The organism is Oxalobacteraceae bacterium OTU3CAMAD1 (genome assembly GCA_024123915.1).
Lineage (GTDB): Bacteria > Pseudomonadota > Gammaproteobacteria > Burkholderiales > Burkholderiaceae_D > Rugamonas.
In genome coordinates this window covers 3,508,220-3,526,533 of record CP099650.1, presented here as the reverse complement: position 1 = coordinate 3,526,533, position 18,314 = coordinate 3,508,220, and the positions used below count along the sequence as shown (strand labels likewise).

Genomic DNA, 18,314 nt, shown 5'->3' with positions numbered 1-18,314 from the left:
CAATCGTATGAAGAAGCGTCTCTGGCTGTCACTGGCACTGGTTTATCCCCTCATGCTGTCTTCCACGTTAAGCGGAGCGGCCCATGCCGCCGACGCCAAGCGCCCATGGCTCGATAAAAAGCTGACGCCGGACGCGCGTGCCGAGCAGCTGGTCAAGGCGATGACGCTGGATGAAAAAATCCAGACCGTGTTTGGCTACTTCTCCACCGATTTCGAGTCCAAGAAACACATCGCGCCGAAGGAAGGCCGCAAGGATTCGGCCGGCTTCATCCCGGGCATCGAGCGTCTGGGCCTGCCGCCGCAATGGCAGGCCGACGCCGGCGTCGGCGTCGCCACCCAGGCGGCATCGAAAAAGCCTTACCAGCGCACTTCCCTGCCCTCCGGCCTGGCCACTACGGCCACCTGGAATCCGGAACTGGCGTTCGCCGGCGGCGCGATGATCGGCAGCGAAGCGCGCAAGACGGGCTTCAACATCATGCTGGCGGGCGGCGTCAACCTGCTGCGCGAGCCGCGCAACGGCCGTAACTTCGAATACGGCGGCGAAGATCCACTGCTGGCCGGCGTCATGGTCGGCGAGCAGATTCGCGGCATCCAGTCGAACCACATGGTCTCGACCTTGAAGCATTTCGCCTTCAACGACCAGGAAACCAACCGCAATAACGTCAACGTCAAGATCGACGACACCGCCGGCCGCATGTCGGATCTGCTGGCGTTGCAGATCGCGATGGAACGCGGCGATCCAGGTTCCGTGATGTGCGCGTACAACCGCGTCAATGGTTCCTACGCCTGCGAGAGCGACTACCTGCTGAACCAGGTGCTGAAGCAGGATTGGGGCTTCAAGGGCTACGTCATGTCCGACTGGGGCGCGACCCACTCCACCGTTCCCGCCGCGATGCACGGCCTGGATCAGCAGTCCGGCCACCCGTTCGACAAGTCGGCCTACTTCAACGAGGCGCTGAAGGAGGCGGTGGTCAACGGCCACGTTCCGCAGGCGCGCCTGGACGACATGGTCAAGCGCATCACCCGCGCCATGTTCGCCAATGGCCTGATCGAGCATCCGGTCGTCACCCCGACCACCGACGACGCGGGCATCGACTTCGCCGCCAACGGCAAGATCTCGCAGTCGGACGCCGAAGAAGCCATCGTCCTGCTCAAGAACACCAACGACCTGCTGCCGCTGGGCGCCAACGTGCGCACCATCGCCATCATCGGCGGCCACGCCAACGTCGGCGTGCTGTCCGGCGGCGGCTCGGCCCAGGTCTATCCGATCGGCCTGTCGCCGGTCGCCAACGAAGGCCCGGCCTTCTTCCCGGGACCGATGGTCTACCACCGCTCGTCGCCGCTGCAGGAACTGAGCACGCGCACCGGCGCCAGGATCGTCTACAACGACGGCAAGGACGCCGCCGCCGCCGCCAAGCTGGCCGCGTCCAGCGATGTCGCCATCGTGTTCGGCAACCAGTGGATGGCCGAAGCCATCGACGCGCCGGACCTGAACCTGCCGAACAAGCAGGACGCGCTCATTTCCGCCGTGGCCAAGGCCAACGCCAAGACCGTCGTCGTGCTGCAAACCGGCGGTCCGGTCGTCATGCCATGGCTGAACAACGTCGGCGCCGTGATCGAAGCCTGGTATCCGGGCACCAGCGGCGGCGCGGCGATCGCCCGCGTGCTGACCGGTGAAGTCAATCCGTCGGGCCGCCTGCCGGCCACCTTCCCGGCGTCGGTGGCGCAATTGCCACGTCCCGTGATGGACGGCGACGCGGTGACCAAGGATGAAGCCATCATCGAGAAGATCACCACCGACTACAACATCGAAGGCGCGGCCGTCGGCTACAAGTGGTTCGACCTGAAAGGCCACAAGCCGCTGTTCCCGTTCGGTTACGGCCTGTCGTACACCAGCTTCGCCTTTGCGGACCTGAGCGCGAACAAGTCGTCCGACGGCGCCGGCATCGACGTTACCTTCAACGTGCAGAACACCGGCAAGCGCGATGGCAAGGCGGTTGGACAGGTGTATGTGTCGCCTGCGGCCGGCGGCTGGGAAGCGCCGAAGCGCCTCGGCGGCTGGGACAAGGTGGCGGTGAAGGCCGGCGCCAGCGGCAAAGCCAAGGTGAAGATCGATCCGCGTCTGCTGGCCATGTATGACAGCGCCAGCAAGACCTGGAAGATCGCCGGCGGCGAGTACATCGTGACCCTGGCCGAGTCGGCGGGCGCCAAGCCGGCGGCCACCGTCAAGGTGAAGCTGGACGCGCGTACGCTCAACATCAGCGGACGCTAAGCCGTCCCGCGCGCGGCATCGCGGTTCACGCGATGCCGCAGTTTCATTTTTCTTTCCAGAACACGTCGACGGTGTCGACGCTGTTCTGATTCCACGCCTGAACCTTGGCCTCGACGAAGGTGCCTTCCATATCGTCACGCGGCGTGATGCTGGACGCGTGATAACGGAACTGCGCGCCGTGCTTTTCCTGCGCCAGCTGCTCCGCCTTCTTCTTTAAATCACTGTTTTGCCCAAGCTGTTTGCCGGTCAGCGCCAGCATCGACAGCGCCACGCCGATGGTCAGCGCCACGTTGATGGCCGGCTTCTTGCGGCCGGTGGTTTGGATCGCCGATTGCACGGGCTGGCGGCCCAGCTGTTGCAACAGCCAGTACAGCAGGCCGCAGAAGATCAAGAGCGGCAGCGCCGCGCCGAAGTGGGCCGCCGGCGCCAGACGCAGTTCGGTCAGGGTCAGGTCGAGCGGCTGCATCAGCGACATGGCGCCGCTGGCCAGCGCCATCGGCAGCAGGATGGCGGCGATCCAGATCAACGCGGAGGCGGCCTTGAGGCTGCCGCGCATCAGCAGCACGCCGACGATCACGGCGGGAATGGTCATGCTATAGGAATAGCTGGCGCCGGTGGACAGGCGCCAGATCATGTAAGCGATATCGATCGCGCCGACAACCAGCAGCACGACGCCGGCCCGGTGCAGGACTTGTGGTGCGGTGTGCGTTTCGATCAATTTGGCTCCGCAGTAATTACAGTAAGCCAATATTGTAGCTGATGCCAGTCGGGACGCGCTGCGGGGTCACCACTCGTCTGTTCGCCGAACGCAGCGTCGGCTGCTTACGGCGCACAATGGCTGGTCGCCTAATTGCTGTGAGCTTCGCGCGAGCCTTGTGATCGCAAGCGGCAGTACTCGGCGAACTCCCGTCCAACGTAATCGAGATCTTGCGCGATATGCCACAGCAGTGTTTCTTCGTAAAAGCTTGGGCGCGCCTCGCCCGATTCCCACCGACGAATGTTGCGCAGGCTAAGGCCAAAACGGCTGGCGAAGTCGGACTGCGACAAGCCGATTGAGGCGCGCAGGCAAGCCACGTTGATCGGTTCGGGAATGAACTCGACGGTTTCTAGCTCGATCTCCCCACGGACGTGCTGGCCCATTTCCTCGATAGCCTCGATTAGTCCATGTACGTCCATCGCGACCTCCTGCGATAAGTATCTTGTGTTAGATTGGTTAGAAGTCAATAAGGTTCCATAACCATTTCAATCCGCTGCGCACCGTTAAAGCTACCGCGCTCCCTGTGGCGGCCGACAGCGCGACACGCACCAAGCCCTTTTCGTTCGACACTACTGCGGAAGGCACATTCCAATCCACTTTTTCAATGCTTAATAGATGAACACGCGTGCAGTCCGCGGAAAGATTGTAGCGGCTAATCGAGGGTCACGGCTAATTGACCAGGCCGTGTTCGAATGACAGGCTTGACCCCGGCAGCTGTCAGGCGGCGGCCTTGCGGCGGCGGCGCGCGTTCTTGGGATCGGCGATCAGCGGACGGTAGATTTCGACGCGGTCGTGGTCGCGCAGCACCGTGTCCAGCGGCTTCTTCTTGGCGTAGATGCCGACCTGCATCGTAGTGAGGTCGATGCCGGGCACTTCGGCCAGCATGCCGCTGGCGGCGATGGCCTGCTCAAGCGTGGTGCCCGCAGGCACCCGCAACGCGCGCAGAAATTGCACCGCGTCGCTGGCGTAGCACACTTGCACGTTGATCAGTTCAGCCGCCATAGACGGTTTCCGCCCGTTTGCAGAAGGAATCGACCATGCTGTTGGCGATCATGCCGAACACCGGCCCGACCAGCTTGTCCAGCAAGGTGCCGGAGAATTCATAGCGCATATCGAACTCGATTTTACAGGCGTCCTCGCGCAGCGCCTTGAACGTCCACACGCCGTCCAGGGTCTTGAAAGGCCCGTCGACCAGCTTCATCTTGATCGTGGTCGGCGCCGTGTTCTCGTTGGAGGTCGTGAAGCTTTGCTTGACGCCATGGTAGTTGATGCCGATGCTGGCCACCACGACGTTGTCGCGGCGCTCGCGGATCTCGACGCCGCTGCACCACGGCAGAAATTTGGGATAGTCATCGATGTTGGCGACCAGGTCGAACATCTGCTGGGCGCTGTAACCGAGGAAAACTGATTTGTGCACTACTGCCATTGGCTAACCATTTGCTATGATGTTGAATTAGTCGCGTTTTTTGACGCGAAGCAGTAGTTTAACCGACCCGCACGGGTTTACAGCTGATTTACGAACCCCATGACCATAGCCGATAACAAAAAAGCCTTTTTTGACTACTTCATCGAGGACCGCTACGAAGCGGGCATCGTGCTCGAAGGCTGGGAAGTGAAGGCGATCCGCGACGCCCGCGTGCAGATCAAGGAGGCCTACGTCACCATCCGTGGCGACGAGCTGTTCCTGTTCGGCGCCCACATCAGCGCCCTGCCCACCGCGTCGACCCACATCAGCCCGGAAGCGGTGCGCACCCGCAAGCTGTTGCTGCACCGCCAGGAGATGGACAAGCTGATCAGCAAGGTCGAGCGCTCCGGCTACACCCTGGTGCCGCTCAACCTGCATTACAAGGGCGGCAGGGTCAAATGTGAAATCGGCCTGGCCAAGGGTAAAAAAATGCACGACAAGCGCGCCACCGAGAAGGATCGCGACGGCAAACGCGAAGTCGCGGCCGCGATGAAGACCCACAGCCGCTAAAACCGCCAAAACTGTTGCGCGCTCCGTACACAACCCGGTCCCGAACCGGGTTTTTTATCGCCTTGAGAATTTCTAATCGGAAACATCCATGCTAAACTGGACGCTGGATGATTTTACATTCGGCGGCCGCCGCTCACCCTTCGCGGCCCCGGATAACGTTAGACTTTTGACGATGAGGCAACAATGGCGCTGAAAACTGCAATGGCTCTGGCAGCCGGATTGGTCCTGTCAGGATGTGCGGCGCGCTACACGCCCACCCCGCTGGCCGCGAACTTCCCCATCACCAAGCAGGCCAAGCTGCAAGCCGCCTACCATTGGGGCATCGTGTCCAACAACATCGAAAAACGGCTGGTGGCCGAGCTCAAGAAGAGCCCGCCCCGCCCGGTCTTCATCAACGAGCCGGCCGAGTCGAACGCCTTCCAGCGTGCGCTGGTGACCCAGCTGACCACCTCGCTGGTCAACGATGGCTTTATCGTCTCGCGCACGCCGGCCGGGTCGCTCAGGATCGATCTGGACATCCAGGCCGTCACCTTCGCCGCCGACCGTCCGCAATACCGCCCCATCGGCGAACGCACGGCGCTGCCCGGCGGCGTCTCGATGGCCGAGCTGGAGCCAGCGCCGCTGGGCCGCTGGCGCGCCATCGGCACCGGCTGGGACCCGTTCGACACCTCCAACGCCCAGTTCGCCCCGGGCGAGACGCCGAAAACCGAGATCATCGTGACCCTGTCGGTGTCCGACCAGTACCGCTACCTGGCGCGCACCACGTCGGCCTATTACGTGGCCGATTCCGACCGCGAGCTGTATGGCATCGTCGAGCAGGACGCCGAACTCACCAAACTGACCCGTACCTTCAAAGTACGCGGAGACATGTAAATGCTGATGACATCCCTGGCCCGCGCCGCCGCGCTGGCGCTGCCGCTGCTGCTGGCGGCGTGTTCCTCCACCGCCACCAAGGAGGAAGGCAATTATTCGACGATTTCATCCAACCAGTTCATCGACGCCAACTACAAGGCCGCCGATTCGCTGATGAATCAGCTCAACGGCAAGCTGACCGCCGACAAGCCCCTGATCATGGCCACCATCGTCAACATCGACGCGCTGGAGCAAACCACGACCCTGGGCCGGCTGGTGTCGGAGCAGGTGTCGACCCGCCTGGCCCAAGGCGGCATGCGCATGATCGAGATGAAGTTGCGCAACAACGTCTACCTGAAGCGCAATCAGGGCGAGCTGATGCTCACCCGCGAAATCGGCGAAGTGGCCACCGCCCACAACGCCCAGGCGATCGTGGTCGGCTCCTACGCCGAAACCAGCGACATGGTGTTCATCAACGTCAAGGTGATCCAGCCGAACTCCAACCTGGTGCTGGCCGGCCAGGACTATGTGCTGGCCAAGGAAGCCATCGTCCGTTCGATGTTGCAGCGGAACTAAGCCGGCACCGCTCAGACCAGGCGCGGCAGCACCTCGGCCGCCGCCGCCTCCACCTTCAGTCCGATCAGGTCGTCAGCGCGGGTCTTGCCCAGGTTGATCGCCGCGATGGGCTTGCCCGCGGCGGCCGCCAGCTTGCAGAAGCGGTAGCCCGAAAACACCATCAACGACGAACCGACCACCAGCAAGGCGTCGGCGTGCTCCATCATGGCCAGCGCGTCGGCGGTGCGCTGGGCCGGAATATTGTCCCCGAAGAAGATCACGTCAGGCTGCAAGGTGCCGCCGCAGTGCCCGCATACCGGCACGTGGAAGTGCTGCAATGCCTCCAGCTCGACCTCGGCGTCGCCGTCGGGACGCACCTCGGCGTCGACCGCGAACAAACCGGGATTCGCTTGCAGCAACTCCGTCTGGATCGCGGCGCGCTCGCTGATGCGGCGGCAATCGAGGCAGACGACGCCATGGATATTGCCGTGCAGCTCGATCAGCTTGCGGCTGCCGGCGCGCTGGTGCAGACCGTCGACGTTTTGCGTGATCAGGCCGTCGATGCGGCCGGCCTCCTCCAGCGCCGCCAGCGCGCGGTGGCCGACGTTGGGCGCGGCCTGCGCCAACGTTGGCCAGCCGACCATGCTGCGCGCCCAATAGCGGCGGCGCACGCCCTCGTCGCGGCGGAAATCCGGCCCCTGGATTGGTGTGCGGCCGCGCCGCACGCCATCCTTGTCGCGGTAGTCGGGGATGCCGGAATCGGTGCTGAGGCCGGCCCCGGTCAGGACCAGCACGCGCCGGTGCTGGTGTAAAAATGTTTGCAGGTGATCGATTTGAGCGCTCAGGTTCATGAATGCCATGGTAGCCGAATCCGGGTGGTAGCATGCGGAATGGACAGGTTTTGACCCGGCGTCGCTAGTTGCCGCCGGTTGCACGCTTGTTGCGTATATATTTTTACTGTTTAGTAGAACCATTTGTCGACGAAACGGCATCTACGGCAAACAATGGAGGATGGCGGATGCGTCAATCACAGGGCCTGTCGACGGGCTCATTACCGGATGCGAACGAGGCGTGCCTGCTAGGCAGGATAGCGGGCGGGGACAGGGCCGCCTTCGAGCAGTTGTACCGCAGCTATTTTTCGCGCCTGTCGCGCTTTATCGGACGGATGACCCGCAATGCCACGTTGATCGAGGAAATTGTCAATGACACCATGTTGGTGGTCTGGCAAAAAGCCGAGACCTTCGACGGCAGTTGCAAGCCTTCCACGTGGATTTTCGCCATCGCCTACCGCAAGACCCTCAAGGGTTTGCGTGGCAGCGACGATCCGGTGGAATCCGATGCGTCGTTGTACGAGGATGAAAGCGGCAACCAGCCCGAGCAGACGATCACCCGGCTGCAATTGCAGAACACGGTGGCCGAGGCGTTGGATCAGTTGCCCGCCGCACAGCGCGCGGTGATGGTGCTAACCTATTATCACGAGATGGCCTACAGCGACATCGCTGAAGTGGTCGATTGCCCGGTGAACACGGTTAAAACCCGTATGTTCCACGCGCGGCACAGATTGAAGGATTTGTTGTGGAACGAGAGAGAGAACGGTCGATGAACGGGCGAGTCTTCAGACTGGACGTCCCGGCGCACCAGGCGGTGCAGGAACTGCTGCCGTGGTACGCGTCATCGCAACTGGAACCGGACGACGCGCACCGCGTGGAAGTGCATCTGCACACCTGCGAGCAATGCCGTCAGGATTTGCAATGGGAGCGCGAGATGCTGGACCAAGGGAGCGCCGACACCGCCCTGCCGCCGGGTGTGGACATGGAACGGGCCTGGGCGCGCATACTGCCCGCGCTCGGTCCGGTGGACGACATTGACGATGTCCCGGTGCGCGCCAACGCGGCGCCGGCCGGCAAGGCAACCATCGCCACTCCCGCCGATGTCAAACCGCTGGCCGATGTGCCGGCGCCCGGCGTCCAGGTCGTGCCACGGCGCTGGTGGGCCATGGGCGCGGCCAACCAGCCGACCTGGCTGCGCTGGGCGGTGGCGGCGCAATGGGTGCTGATCGTCGGCCTGGTGGCGCTGCTGGCGCGTCCGGACGAACCACCGGCCGCCTATCGCGTGTTGGGCAACAACGTCGGCGCCAATCCCGTCGGTAACCTGGTGGTGATGTTCCAGCCCACCACCACCGAGCGTGAGCTGCGGCGCATCCTGCAAGCGCAAGGCGCGCGCGTGGTCGACGGCCCCACCGTGACCGACGCCTACCTGATCAGCGTGCCCGAAGAAAACCGCGACCGCGCGCTGCAAGCGCTGCGCGCCGATCCGGCCGTCAAGCTGGCCGAAGCGCTCGACGACGGCGGCACGCCTTGAACGCCCGAGCCCTCGTGCTGGCCGCCTTGTTTGCGCTATCGGCCGGCACGGCTTTCGCGGGTTCCCATGACGCGCAGGCGACGTCGCCGGCTCCCGTGGCCGGGGCCGCGCCCCCGGCGGGCGACGAGCGCATACTGCCGCCAGCCGACGACGGCGCCCACGACCCGGGCGCCAACCAGCTGCTGGTGATGCTGCGCCTGCCCGCCACCCACTACCGGCCCGACGCCACCTACGGCGGCCGCTATATGGACGACAGCGGCAGCGGCGGACGCCGGCGCCGCGCCGAGGCGTTGGCACGGCAGCACGACATGACTGTGGTCGAAGGCTGGGCCATGTCGCTGCTCGGCATCGATTGCTACGTCATGCGCTACAAGGACAACGCCGACGCCGCCCGCATCATCGAACAGCTGTCGCGCGATCCGCAAGTGGAATGGGCGCAGCCGGTGGCCAGGTTCGAAGGCATGGCCGGGCAGGCGCCACGCGTCACGCCAGCAGGCAACGCCGCGCCGCAGGTTGCGCCGGTTGCGCCCGTCGCGAACGCGGCGGCCGGCACCGACGCGCTGTATCCGGTGCAGCCGGCCGCCCGCTACTGGCATGTGGCCGACCTGCACCGCTACACCACCGGCAGCGAAGTGCGGGTGGCGGTGATCGACAGCGGCATCGACGGCAACCACCCCGATCTGCAGGGCCAACTGGCGGTCAACGCAAACTTCGTCGACAACGGCGAGCCGCCGCCGGAGATCCACGGCACAGCCGTCGCCGGCATCATCGCGGCGCGCACCGGCCACGGCGGCATCGTCGGCGTCGCGCCCAAGGCCAGGCTGATGGGCTTGCGGGCCTGCTGGCAACTCCCCAACCAGGGCACCCGATGTAACAGCTTCACCTTGAGCAAGGCGATCAACTACGCGATACTCAACGGCGCCAAAGTCATCAACCTGAGCCTGTCCGGTCCGCCCGACAGGCTCTTGGACCGTTTACTGGACGTGGCGCTGCAGCGCGGCATCGGCGTAGTCGGCGCGATCGACGCGCAGGCAAGCGCGCCAACCTTCCCCGCCAGCCACCGCGGCGTGCTGGCCGTGGCCTCGCAGCCGAGCGTCAAGGTGTCCGGCAATTTCGCGCCGGTGAGCGCGGCCGCGATGATGGTCAAGACAGCGGCAGCGGCCGGCCTGGAGCGGCCGCTGTTCGCGCCGGGCAACGACGTCCCGACCACCGCGCCGGGCGCGCGCTGGTCCTTCGTCAGCGGCAGCTCGTACGCCGCAGCCCACGTGTCCGGCATGCTGGCATTGCTGGGGGAATTGCAGCCCGGCGCCACGCCCGCCCAGTTGCGGCGCATGCTGCAACCGCCGGAAGTGTTGAACGCTGTTAATATTGACGCATGCGCCACGATCTCCCATCTCATCGACCATTGCAGCTGCGGCTGCCCCGCCAAATTGAGCCAGCGCGGCGCCAATCCGTGAAATCGCGCGGCCTGGCTATCGGCCTCGCCTGCCTGTGCGCGGTGGCGCCGCCCGCGCGCGCGCAGTTGGATATGGATATCAGCGGCAGCGTGGCGCTGCAGTCCGAGTACCGTTATCGCGGACAAAACCCCGGCAAGGGCAACGCCGTACCGCAGATCACAATCAATATCGACGGCGTGGCCGGATGGTATCTGGGCGGGTTCGCCAGCGCCATGACCATCGGCGACGCGGACGGCTACAAGCTGCAAGGTTACGCCGGCTACGCGCAGCGCTTGCAGTCGGGCGGCAGCTGGGAGGCCGGTTGCAGCCGCATCACCTATACGCAAGCGCATCAGAACGACTTTTCAGAGTGCTACGCCGGATTGAGCTTCGAGCGTGGCAGCACGCGGATCTATTACTCGCCCAAGTACCTGGGCTTCCCGGTGAAGACGGTGTATGCGGAGGTCAGCGCCTTCTACCCAGTGCATCCGCGCTTCAACCTGATCGCCCATGCGGGCGTGCTGCATAACATCAGCGGCGGCTATTGGCCTGGCATTCCGACCTCCTCGCGCATCGATGCGCGCCTGGGAGTCGGCATCCCTTTCGGTAACTGGACGGTGCAGATCGCCCGCGAGTATGTGCAGGACGACGGCCGGCGCTATGCGTGGTATCCGGTGCATCCGCCCAAATCCTGGAGCCTCGGGCTCACCTACGCGTTCTAAACCCCACCCAACGCCCCTGTAGCACCCTCCCCTCGCGCCTTCCCCGGGCGCGCTGTTCCTCGCCGCCGTCCGGCCGCCGGACGCATGTCCTGTGCCGACGCAGCGACATGCGCTGCCGAAAAAACTAGCACAAAATAAATTACTAGATTACAATGCAATTGTCTTACGGGGAATATAAGTTTCTAAAAACAAATTTTACGGAGAAATACCAAAATGACCATCACGAACCTGTTCAAATCCGCCGCGCTCGTCGCCATGCTATCCGCCGGCAGCGCCTTCGCCGCGCCCGTGGAACTGCTGGTGAACGGCAGCTTTGAAGCCACCCACCAGGCCGCAGGCAGCTGGTCCAATTACGCCAGCCTGACCGGCTGGACCGGCGGGCAGAGCGGTATAGAACTGCGCAACAACGTCTACGGCGTGGCCGCCGATGGCGTCAACTTCGTCGAACTGGACACCACGCGCAACAGCAGCATGACCCAGACCGTGCTGACCACGCTCGGCCAGCACTACACGCTGAGCTTCCAGTTCCAGGACCGCCCAGGCGTCGCCATCTCGTCGCAAGGCCTGTCGGTGGACTGGGGCGGCAACCAGATCGGCCACGTCAACAACTCGCTCAACGGCGGCTGGCAAACCCAAACCTACTCGCTGATCGGCGACGGTTCGGCGATGAAACTGAAGTTCATCGCCACCGGCACCAGCGACAGCCTGGGCACCTCGCTGGACAATGTCTCGTTGACCACCGCCGTGCCAGAGCCGGAAACCTACGCGATGCTGCTGGCCGGCATGGGTCTGATCGGCGTGGCAGCGCGCCGCCGCAAGGCCGCCAAGTAATCTCCGCGGCACGCCATCAAAAAGAAAACGCCCTTCAGGGCGTTTTTTTCGTTTCAGGCGACGATGCGTTCACGCAGGGCTTCGACCGACGCGCGCCATTCCTCGTAATGCTCGCTCTCGGCCCACAGCTCGCGCAACTCCGATTGGTCGGACAGGATGCGGGCGATGGCTTTCAAGGCCTTGTCCTCCAGGTCCGCGCGCCGGCGCGCTTTGGGCTTGCGCGCCTCGACCCACTCGTCCACCGCCGCGCTATCCTCGCTGGCCGCGCCGCCCTTGCCCTGAAGGCGCGCGAGGACCTCGATGGCCACCAGCGCCTCCGCCGCGAACGGCGCCTCCAACTCGCCGGCGCCGGTATCGAGCGCCGTGTTCAGCGTGTCCTCGACCGCGTCCAGATTACTAATCTCCTGCAAATCCTGCGCCCAATCCTGCGCGTAGTCGTTGCCGAAAGCGTCCACCGCCCATGTACCCATCATCCGCTCCTTATGCTTTGGCGGGTTTGATCAGCGACGCGTCCTTCTGCGTCTTCACCACTTGCATCGCGGTCGCGATCAAGCCGCTCATCTCACCCAGGTTGGCCGGAATGATAATCGAATTATTGGTTTTGGCAAGCTGGCTGAAGGCGCCGACGTACTGCTCCGCCACCTTCAGGTTGACCGCGTCCTCGCCACCGGGCTCGCGGATCGCGGCGCCGACCTGACGCAGCGCCGAGGCGTTGGCTTCCGCCAGCGCCACAATGGCGGCGGCCTGGCCTTCGGCGCGGTTGATGGCGGCCTGCTTGTCGCCTTCCGAGCGGGCGATCTGCGCCTCGCGTTCGCCGTTGGCGATGTTGATCTGTTCCTGCTTGCGGCCTTCGGAGGCGGCGATCAACGCGCGCTTTTCACGCTCGGCGGTGATCTGCGCCTGCATCGCGTGCAGGATCTCCTTCGGCGGCGTCAGGTCCTTGATCTCGTAGCGCAGCACCTTCACGCCCCAGTTGGCGGCCGATTCGTCGATGGCGTTGACCACGGTGGTGTTGATGTGGTCACGTTCCTCGAAGGTCTTGTCCAGCTCCATGCGTCCGATCACCGAGCGCAAGGTGGTCTGCGCCAGCTGCGTGATGGCGGCGATGTAGTTCGACGAACCGTACGAGGCGCGCATGGCGTCGGTGATCTGGAAGTACAGGATGCCGTCCACCTGCAACTGCGTGTTGTCCTTGGTGATACAGACCTGCGGCGGCACGTCCAGCGGAATCTCCTTGAGCACGTGCTTGTAGGCGATGCGGTCGACGAACGGGATCACGATGTTGAGGCCCGGCCCCAGGGTCGCATGGTATTTACCAAGCCGCTCGACCACCCAGGCGTGCTGCTGCGGCACCACGTTGATGGTCTTGAACACAAACACCAACGCCAGGACAAACAGGACCAGGCTTACGTTACCAAAACTGATATCCATCTAAACTCTCCAGTAAATTAATCTTAGCCGGCCACGATCAGGCGGCTGCCGCGCACTTCGCGTATGGTGTACTGGCCGGGCGCGGGGGCGCCGGGCGACGCGCTGCGGTCCAGCTCCACATCCCACAGCGCGCCGCGATACATCACGCGCGCCGCACCATCCTGCCATGCCGGCACATTGACCTTCTGGCCGATGTCCATATTGATGTTGGGATCGCGTTCGGCCTGCACCTGGCTTCCGGTTTTGCCGAAGCGGCTGCGGCGCAGCGCGACGGTGGCGCCCACGCCCACCAGCGCCGCCACCAGCGTTTGCGCCGCCAGTCCAAAGCCCAGCAGCGCCGCCAGCGCGCCGGCGGCAGGGCCGATCGCGATCATCAGCAGATAGAACGTGCCGATGAACAGCTCCACGATGACGGCCGCGCCGGCGGCGACGAGCCAATAACTCCAGTCAGCCATGATGACCTCCCCTTACGACGGTTGAAAAATGCAAAAACCCCCGCTTCCCGGAGTGGGACACGAGGGTTCTTGCAGCAGGACAGAATGTATTGATAGAGTTTTTTGCAACTAAATTCGACAACTCCAGTCTATACCATTTTTATCCTGCGTCAAACTTTATTCTTACTTCTGCAGCGCGGCCAGCTTCTGCCACGTGTCGATCACCGAATCCGGATTGAGCGACATCGACTCGATGCCCTGCTCCATCAGCCAGACCGCGAAGTCCGGATGGTCGGAAGGGCCCTGGCCGCAAATGCCGATGTACTTGCCCTGCGCGCGGCAAGCCTTGATCGCCAGCGACAGCAGCGCCTTGACGGCCGGATCGCGCTCGTCGAAGTCGGCGGCCAACAGCGCCATGCCGGAGTCGCGGTCCAGGCCCAGGGTCAGCTGGGTCAAATCGTTGGAACCGATCGAGAAGCCGTCGAAGTGCTCCAGGAACTGGTCGGCAAGGATCGCGTTCGACGGCACTTCGCACATCATGATCAGGCGCAGTTCGTTTTCGCCGCGCACCAGGCCGTTTTTGGCCAGCAGGTTGACGACCTTCTCGGCCTGGCCCAGGGTACGCACGAACGGCACCATGATCTCGACGTTGGTCAGGCCCATGTCGTTACGCACGCGCTTCATCGCCTGGCATTCCATTTCGAACGCGCCTGCGAAGTCCTCGGCCAGGTAACGCGCCGCGCCGCGGAAGCCCAGCATCGGGTTTTCCTCGTCCGGCTCGTAGCGCGAACCACCGATCAGTTTTTTGTACTCGTTCGACTTGAAGTCGGACAGGCGCACGATCACCGGTTTTGGCCAGAAGGCGGCGGCGATGGTGGCGATACCCTCGGCCAGCTTGTCGACGTAGAAGGCTTTCGGCGAGGCGTGGCCGCGCGCGACCGACTCCACCGCTTTTTTCAGGTCCGCATCGATGTTCGGGTATTCCAGAATCGCTTTCGGGTGAACGCCGATGTTGTTGTTGATGATGAATTCCAGACGCGCCAAACCGACACCGGCGTTCGGCACCGACTGGAAGTCGAACGCCAGCTGCGGATTGCCGACGTTGAGCATGATCTTGGTCGGCAGTTTCGGCAACTCGCCGCGCGCCACTTCCGATACTTCCGTTTCCAGCAGGCCGTCGTAGATCTTGCCCTCGTCGCCTTCGGCGCAGGACACGGTGACGAAGGTACCGTCCTTCAGGATCTCGGTGGCGTCGCCGCAACCGACGACCGCAGGCACGCCCAGTTCGCGGGCGATGATCGCCGCGTGGCAGGTACGGCCGCCACGGTTGGTGACGATCGCCGAGGCGCGCTTCATGACCGGTTCCCAGTTAGGATCGGTCATGTCGGCGACCAGCACGTCGCCGGGCTGTACGCGTTCCATGTCGGCCGGGTCGTGGATGACGCGCACCGGACCGGCGCCGATCTTCTGGCCGATCGCGCGGCCGGAGGTCAGCACCGTGCCGCTCGATTTCAGTTTGAAGCGCTGCTGCACGTCGGTCGCCTTCTGCTGCGATTTGACGGTTTCAGGACGCGCCTGCAGGATGTACAGTTTGCCGTCCCGGCCATCCTTGCCCCACTCGATGTCCATCGGACGGCCGTAGTGGTTTTCGATGATGACGGCGTACTTGGCCAGTTCCACCACTTCGGTATCGTTCAGCGAATAGCGGTTGCGCATTTCGACAGGAACGTCGACGGTCTTGACCGAGCGGCCAGCCTTGGCTTCGTTGGTGAACTCCATCTTCAGCAGCTTGGAGCCGATGTTGCGGCGGATGACGGGCGATTTGCCTTTTTCCAGCATCGGCTTGTGGACGTAGAATTCGTCCGGATTGACGGCGCCCTGCACCACCGTCTCGCCCAGGCCATAGCTGGAGGTGACGAAGACCACGTCCTTGAAGCCCGACTCGGTGTCGATGGTGAACATCACGCCGGCCGCGCCCAGGTCGGAACGGACCATGCGCTGCACGCCGGCCGACAGGGCGACTTCGGCGTGGGTGAAGCCTTTGTGGACGCGGTACGAGATCGCGCGGTCGTTGTACAGCGAGGCGAAGACGTGCTTCATCGCGTCCAGCACGTTTTCGATGCCGACGACGTTGAGGAAGGTCTCCTGCTGGCCGGCGAACGAGGCGTCCGGCAAATCCTCGGCGGTGGCCGACGAACGCACGGCGAACGACATCTCGGTGCTCGAATCGGCCACCAGTTTGTCGTAGAAGGTCTCGATTTCCTGCTGCAGGCGTGGCTGGAACGGGGTTTCGACGATCCATTGACGGATCTCGGCGCCCGCTTGCGCCAGCGAGCGCACGTCGTCGATGTTCAAATCGGCGAGGCGGTCGGCGATGCGTTCGGCCAGCGGCTTGCCGCCGTCGACGCTGTGCGACAGGAAGTCGCGGAATGCCTGCGCCGTGGTGGCGAAGCCGCCCGGAACACGCACACCGGCTTCCGCCAGTTGGCTGATCATTTCGCCCAGCGAGGCGTTTTTGCCGCCGACGGATTCGACATCCGTCATGCGCAAATTTTCGAACGATGCGACGTAAACCGCTTCGTTATTTTGCTCCTTCAATGCTGCGTTAGACATATTGACACCTTTTGATGATAGAAATCTTCCGGCGGTGCGCACACGCGATAGCTTGTTTCATTCTTGTTATTCTGGTCGTCGTGCAGCACAATCTTACCTATGGCGTCCATTCTACAGCCTGCGGCTCAAATTGACGATTCACAATCCTGACAGGCTTACATCACATGACACAAGAACAACGTCCTCCCCTGCCGTCGTCCGCCCGCACCGTGTTCTTCGTCTCGGACGGCACCGGCATCACGGCTGAAACTTTTGGTCACTCGGTCCTGACCCAGTTCGAGTTGCGCTTCCGCCAGGTGCGCCTGCCTTTCATCGATACCCTGGACAAGGCGCACGACGCGGCGCGCAAGATCAACGAAGCTTTTGCAACCGACGGTCAACGTCCGATCATCTTTTCGACCCTGGTGCAGACCCAATTGTCGGACGTGATCCGGGCCTGCAAAGGCATGTATATGGACTTGTTCCAGACCTTTGTTGCCCCGCTGGAACAAGAATTGAATGTCAAATCGACACACACCATTGGCCGCTCACACAACATTGTGGACAGCGAAGAATACAAAAACCGCATCGAGGCGATCAACTTCTCGCTGGCGCACGACGACGGCCAGTCGCACAAGAACCTGGCGTCGGCCGACGTGATCCTGGTCGGCGTTTCGCGCTCCGGCAAAACGCCAACCAGCCTGTATCTGGCGATGCAGTACGGGATCAAGGCTGCCAACTATCCGCTGATTCCGGACGATTTCGAGCGCGGCAAGCTGCCGTCGTCGCTGTACGACTTCAAACCGAAGATTTTCGGGCTGACGATCACGCCGGAGCGCCTGGCCGAGATCCGCAACGAGCGCCGCGCCGGCAGCAAGTACGCGTCCATCGAGAACTGCCGCTATGAGGTCAACGAGGCGGAAATGATGATGAAGCGCGAAGGCATCCGCTGGCTGTCGTCGACGACCAAGTCGATCGAGGAGATTTCGACCACGATCCTGCAAGAGATCAAACCTAACCGTCGGGAGTACTGACATGATCCGGCGCGCCGCGTTGACCATGCTGTTGGGTACCTTTGTTTTGAACGGGGCGGCGCAGGAGACGCCCTCTTTGGCGAAGGCCTACGAGGGCCGGTTAAAAATCGGCGCCGCGATCGAACCGTCGCAATTGACGTCGGCCGAAGCGCCGCTGCTGGCGGCGCACTTCAACAGCATCGTCGCCGAAAACGTCATGAAGCCGACCGATATCCAGCCCAAGGAAGGCGCGTACAATTTCGCGCCCGCCGACAAGCTGGTGGCCTACGCGCAAGGAAGCGGCATGGCCATGCGCGGCCACACCTTGCTGTGGCATCTGCGTACGCCGGAGTGGATGTGGACCGACAGGGATGGCAAACCGGCGTCGCGCGATCTGGTGCTGGCGCGTTTGAAGTCGCATATCGAAACGGTCGTCGGCCGCTACAAAGGCGCGGTGTATGCCTGGGACGTGGTCAATGAAGTCATCGACGAGAAGCAGCCCAACTGCCTGCGCAAGGATAAATGGTTCGCCGCGACCGGCGACGCGTATATCGAGCAGGCCTTCCGCTACGCCCACGCCGCCGATCCCAAGGCGCGGCTGTATATCAACGACTATTCGACCGAGGAACCGGCCAAGCGCCAGTGCCTGGAGCGGATCGTCAAGGGCTTGATCGCGCGCGGCGTACCGGTGCACGGGGTCGGGCACCAGATGCATGTCTCGGTGTTTAGCCCATCGGTGGAATCGATCGATGAATCGCTGAGTACCTTTGCGCGCCTGGGCCTGGAGAACCAGGTCACGGAGCTCGACATCAGCCTGTATCGCTATCAGGCCAAGTCGCTGTCGGATACCGAGGAGAAGCTGCTGCAGCTGCAGGGCGAGCGCTATGCGGCGCTGATGAAGGTCTTCCTGGCCCACCCCGAACTGCGCGCGGTCACGCTGTGGGGCATCTCCGACAGCCACACCTGGCTCAATCACGGCGAGTATGAAGGACGTCACGACTCGCCGCTGCTGTTCGACCGCCAGCAAAAGCCTAAACCCGCATACACCGGCATGTTGAACGCGGCAAAATAAACAAGGAAAAC

Annotated in this window: 19 protein-coding genes and 1 pseudogene; 10 read left to right on the top strand and 10 right to left on the bottom strand. The window is 63.2% G+C overall.

The genetic code is table 11. From position 1 onward, the window contains the following. Positions 1-7 precede the first annotated feature (7 nt). Positions 8-2,272 (top strand): glycoside hydrolase family 3 C-terminal domain-containing protein, encoded by a 2,265-nt coding sequence (locus NHH88_15355; protein ID USX17092.1) that lies wholly within the window; start codon positions 8-10, stop codon positions 2,270-2,272. A 43-nt stretch (positions 2,273-2,315) separates the two neighbouring features. On the opposite strand, the gene NHH88_15350 is transcribed toward NHH88_15355, so the two are convergent. The 4 genes from NHH88_15350 to NHH88_15335 all read right to left on the bottom strand — a co-directional run bounded on the left by NHH88_15350 (position 2,316) and on the right by NHH88_15335 (position 4,455). Beyond that, positions 2,316-2,990 (bottom strand): hypothetical protein, encoded by a 675-nt coding sequence (locus tag NHH88_15350; GenBank protein USX17091.1) that lies wholly within the window; start codon positions 2,988-2,990, stop codon positions 2,316-2,318. Positions 2,991-3,118: 128 nt separating this feature from the next. Beyond that, complete coding sequence (locus NHH88_15345; protein ID USX17090.1) at positions 3,119-3,448, bottom strand: helix-turn-helix domain-containing protein; 330 nt, start codon at positions 3,446-3,448, stop codon at positions 3,119-3,121. Between the two features lie 298 nt (positions 3,449-3,746). Next, positions 3,747-4,031, bottom strand: coding sequence for an RnfH family protein (locus NHH88_15340; protein USX17089.1), 285 nt, complete (start codon positions 4,029-4,031; stop codon positions 3,747-3,749). Then, positions 4,021-4,455, bottom strand: coding sequence for a type II toxin-antitoxin system RatA family toxin (locus NHH88_15335; protein ID USX17088.1), 435 nt, complete (start codon positions 4,453-4,455; stop codon positions 4,021-4,023). The genes NHH88_15340 and NHH88_15335 overlap by 11 nt, the downstream gene beginning before the upstream one ends. 99 nt (positions 4,456-4,554) lie before the next feature. Between NHH88_15335 and smpB the strand changes: the two genes are divergently transcribed. From smpB to NHH88_15320, 3 genes are all read left to right on the top strand, one after another. Continuing rightward, positions 4,555-5,004, top strand: coding sequence for an SsrA-binding protein SmpB (gene smpB / locus NHH88_15330; protein USX17087.1), 450 nt, complete (start codon positions 4,555-4,557; stop codon positions 5,002-5,004). Positions 5,005-5,205: 201 nt separating this feature from the next. After that, a complete protein-coding gene (locus NHH88_15325) occupies positions 5,206-5,877 on the top strand; it encodes a hypothetical protein (protein ID USX17086.1) in 672 nt (223 codons plus the stop codon). After that, positions 5,878-6,432: a FlgO family outer membrane protein gene (locus NHH88_15320; protein USX17085.1), complete on the top strand. Its 555-nt coding sequence runs from the start codon at positions 5,878-5,880 to the stop codon at positions 6,430-6,432. It abuts the gene before it with no gap. Between the two features lie 11 nt (positions 6,433-6,443). On the opposite strand, the gene NHH88_15315 is transcribed toward NHH88_15320, so the two are convergent. After that, complete coding sequence (locus NHH88_15315; protein ID USX17084.1) at positions 6,444-7,271, bottom strand: NAD-dependent protein deacetylase; 828 nt, start codon at positions 7,269-7,271, stop codon at positions 6,444-6,446. 158 nt (positions 7,272-7,429) lie between these two features. Between NHH88_15315 and NHH88_15310 the strand changes: the two genes are divergently transcribed. Further along, complete coding sequence (locus NHH88_15310) at positions 7,430-8,014, top strand: sigma-70 family RNA polymerase sigma factor (protein ID USX17083.1); 585 nt, start codon at positions 7,430-7,432, stop codon at positions 8,012-8,014. 192 nt (positions 8,015-8,206) lie between these two features. Here NHH88_15310 and NHH88_15305 read toward each other — a convergent pair. Beyond that, positions 8,207-8,416, bottom strand: a pseudogene (locus NHH88_15305) (hypothetical protein). Positions 8,417-8,768: 352 nt separating this feature from the next. On the opposite strand from NHH88_15305, the gene NHH88_15300 reads away from it, so the two are divergent. From NHH88_15300 to NHH88_15290, 3 genes are all read left to right on the top strand, one after another. Then, complete coding sequence (locus tag NHH88_15300; protein ID USX17082.1) at positions 8,769-10,229, top strand: S8 family serine peptidase; 1,461 nt, start codon at positions 8,769-8,771, stop codon at positions 10,227-10,229. Next, a complete protein-coding gene (locus NHH88_15295) occupies positions 10,226-10,930 on the top strand; it encodes a TorF family putative porin (protein USX17081.1) in 705 nt (234 codons plus the stop codon). Before NHH88_15300 ends, NHH88_15295 begins: the two co-directional genes overlap by 4 nt. 213 nt (positions 10,931-11,143) lie before the next feature. Then, positions 11,144-11,761, top strand: a complete 618-nt coding sequence (locus tag NHH88_15290) for a PEPxxWA-CTERM sorting domain-containing protein (GenBank protein USX17080.1) — start codon at positions 11,144-11,146, stop codon at positions 11,759-11,761. Between the two features lie 53 nt (positions 11,762-11,814). Here the strand turns inward: NHH88_15290 and NHH88_15285 are convergent, their stop codons facing one another. The 4 genes from NHH88_15285 to ppsA form a co-directional block, all read right to left on the bottom strand. Continuing rightward, positions 11,815-12,234, bottom strand: coding sequence for a DUF4259 domain-containing protein (locus NHH88_15285; protein ID USX17079.1), 420 nt, complete (start codon positions 12,232-12,234; stop codon positions 11,815-11,817). Positions 12,235-12,241: 7 nt separating this feature from the next. Further along, on the bottom strand, positions 12,242-13,192 hold the full coding sequence (locus tag NHH88_15280) for a paraslipin (protein ID USX17078.1): 951 nt from the start codon (positions 13,190-13,192) through the stop codon (positions 12,242-12,244). Between the two features lie 23 nt (positions 13,193-13,215). Continuing rightward, positions 13,216-13,647: an NfeD family protein gene (locus NHH88_15275; GenBank protein USX17077.1), complete on the bottom strand. Its 432-nt coding sequence runs from the start codon at positions 13,645-13,647 to the stop codon at positions 13,216-13,218. Positions 13,648-13,809: 162 nt separating this feature from the next. Then, positions 13,810-16,239, bottom strand: coding sequence for a phosphoenolpyruvate synthase (gene ppsA / locus NHH88_15270; GenBank protein ID USX17076.1), 2,430 nt, complete (start codon positions 16,237-16,239; stop codon positions 13,810-13,812). A gap of 164 nt (positions 16,240-16,403) precedes the next feature. Here ppsA and NHH88_15265 point away from each other — a divergent pair, with 164 nt between their 5' ends. Next, positions 16,404-17,252, top strand: a complete 849-nt coding sequence (locus NHH88_15265; protein USX17075.1) for a kinase/pyrophosphorylase — start codon at positions 16,404-16,406, stop codon at positions 17,250-17,252. A gap of 1 nt (position 17,253) precedes the next feature. Beyond that, positions 17,254-18,303, top strand: a complete 1,050-nt coding sequence (locus NHH88_15260) for an endo-1,4-beta-xylanase (protein USX17074.1) — start codon at positions 17,254-17,256, stop codon at positions 18,301-18,303. The last annotated feature ends 11 nt before the right edge of the window (positions 18,304-18,314 follow it).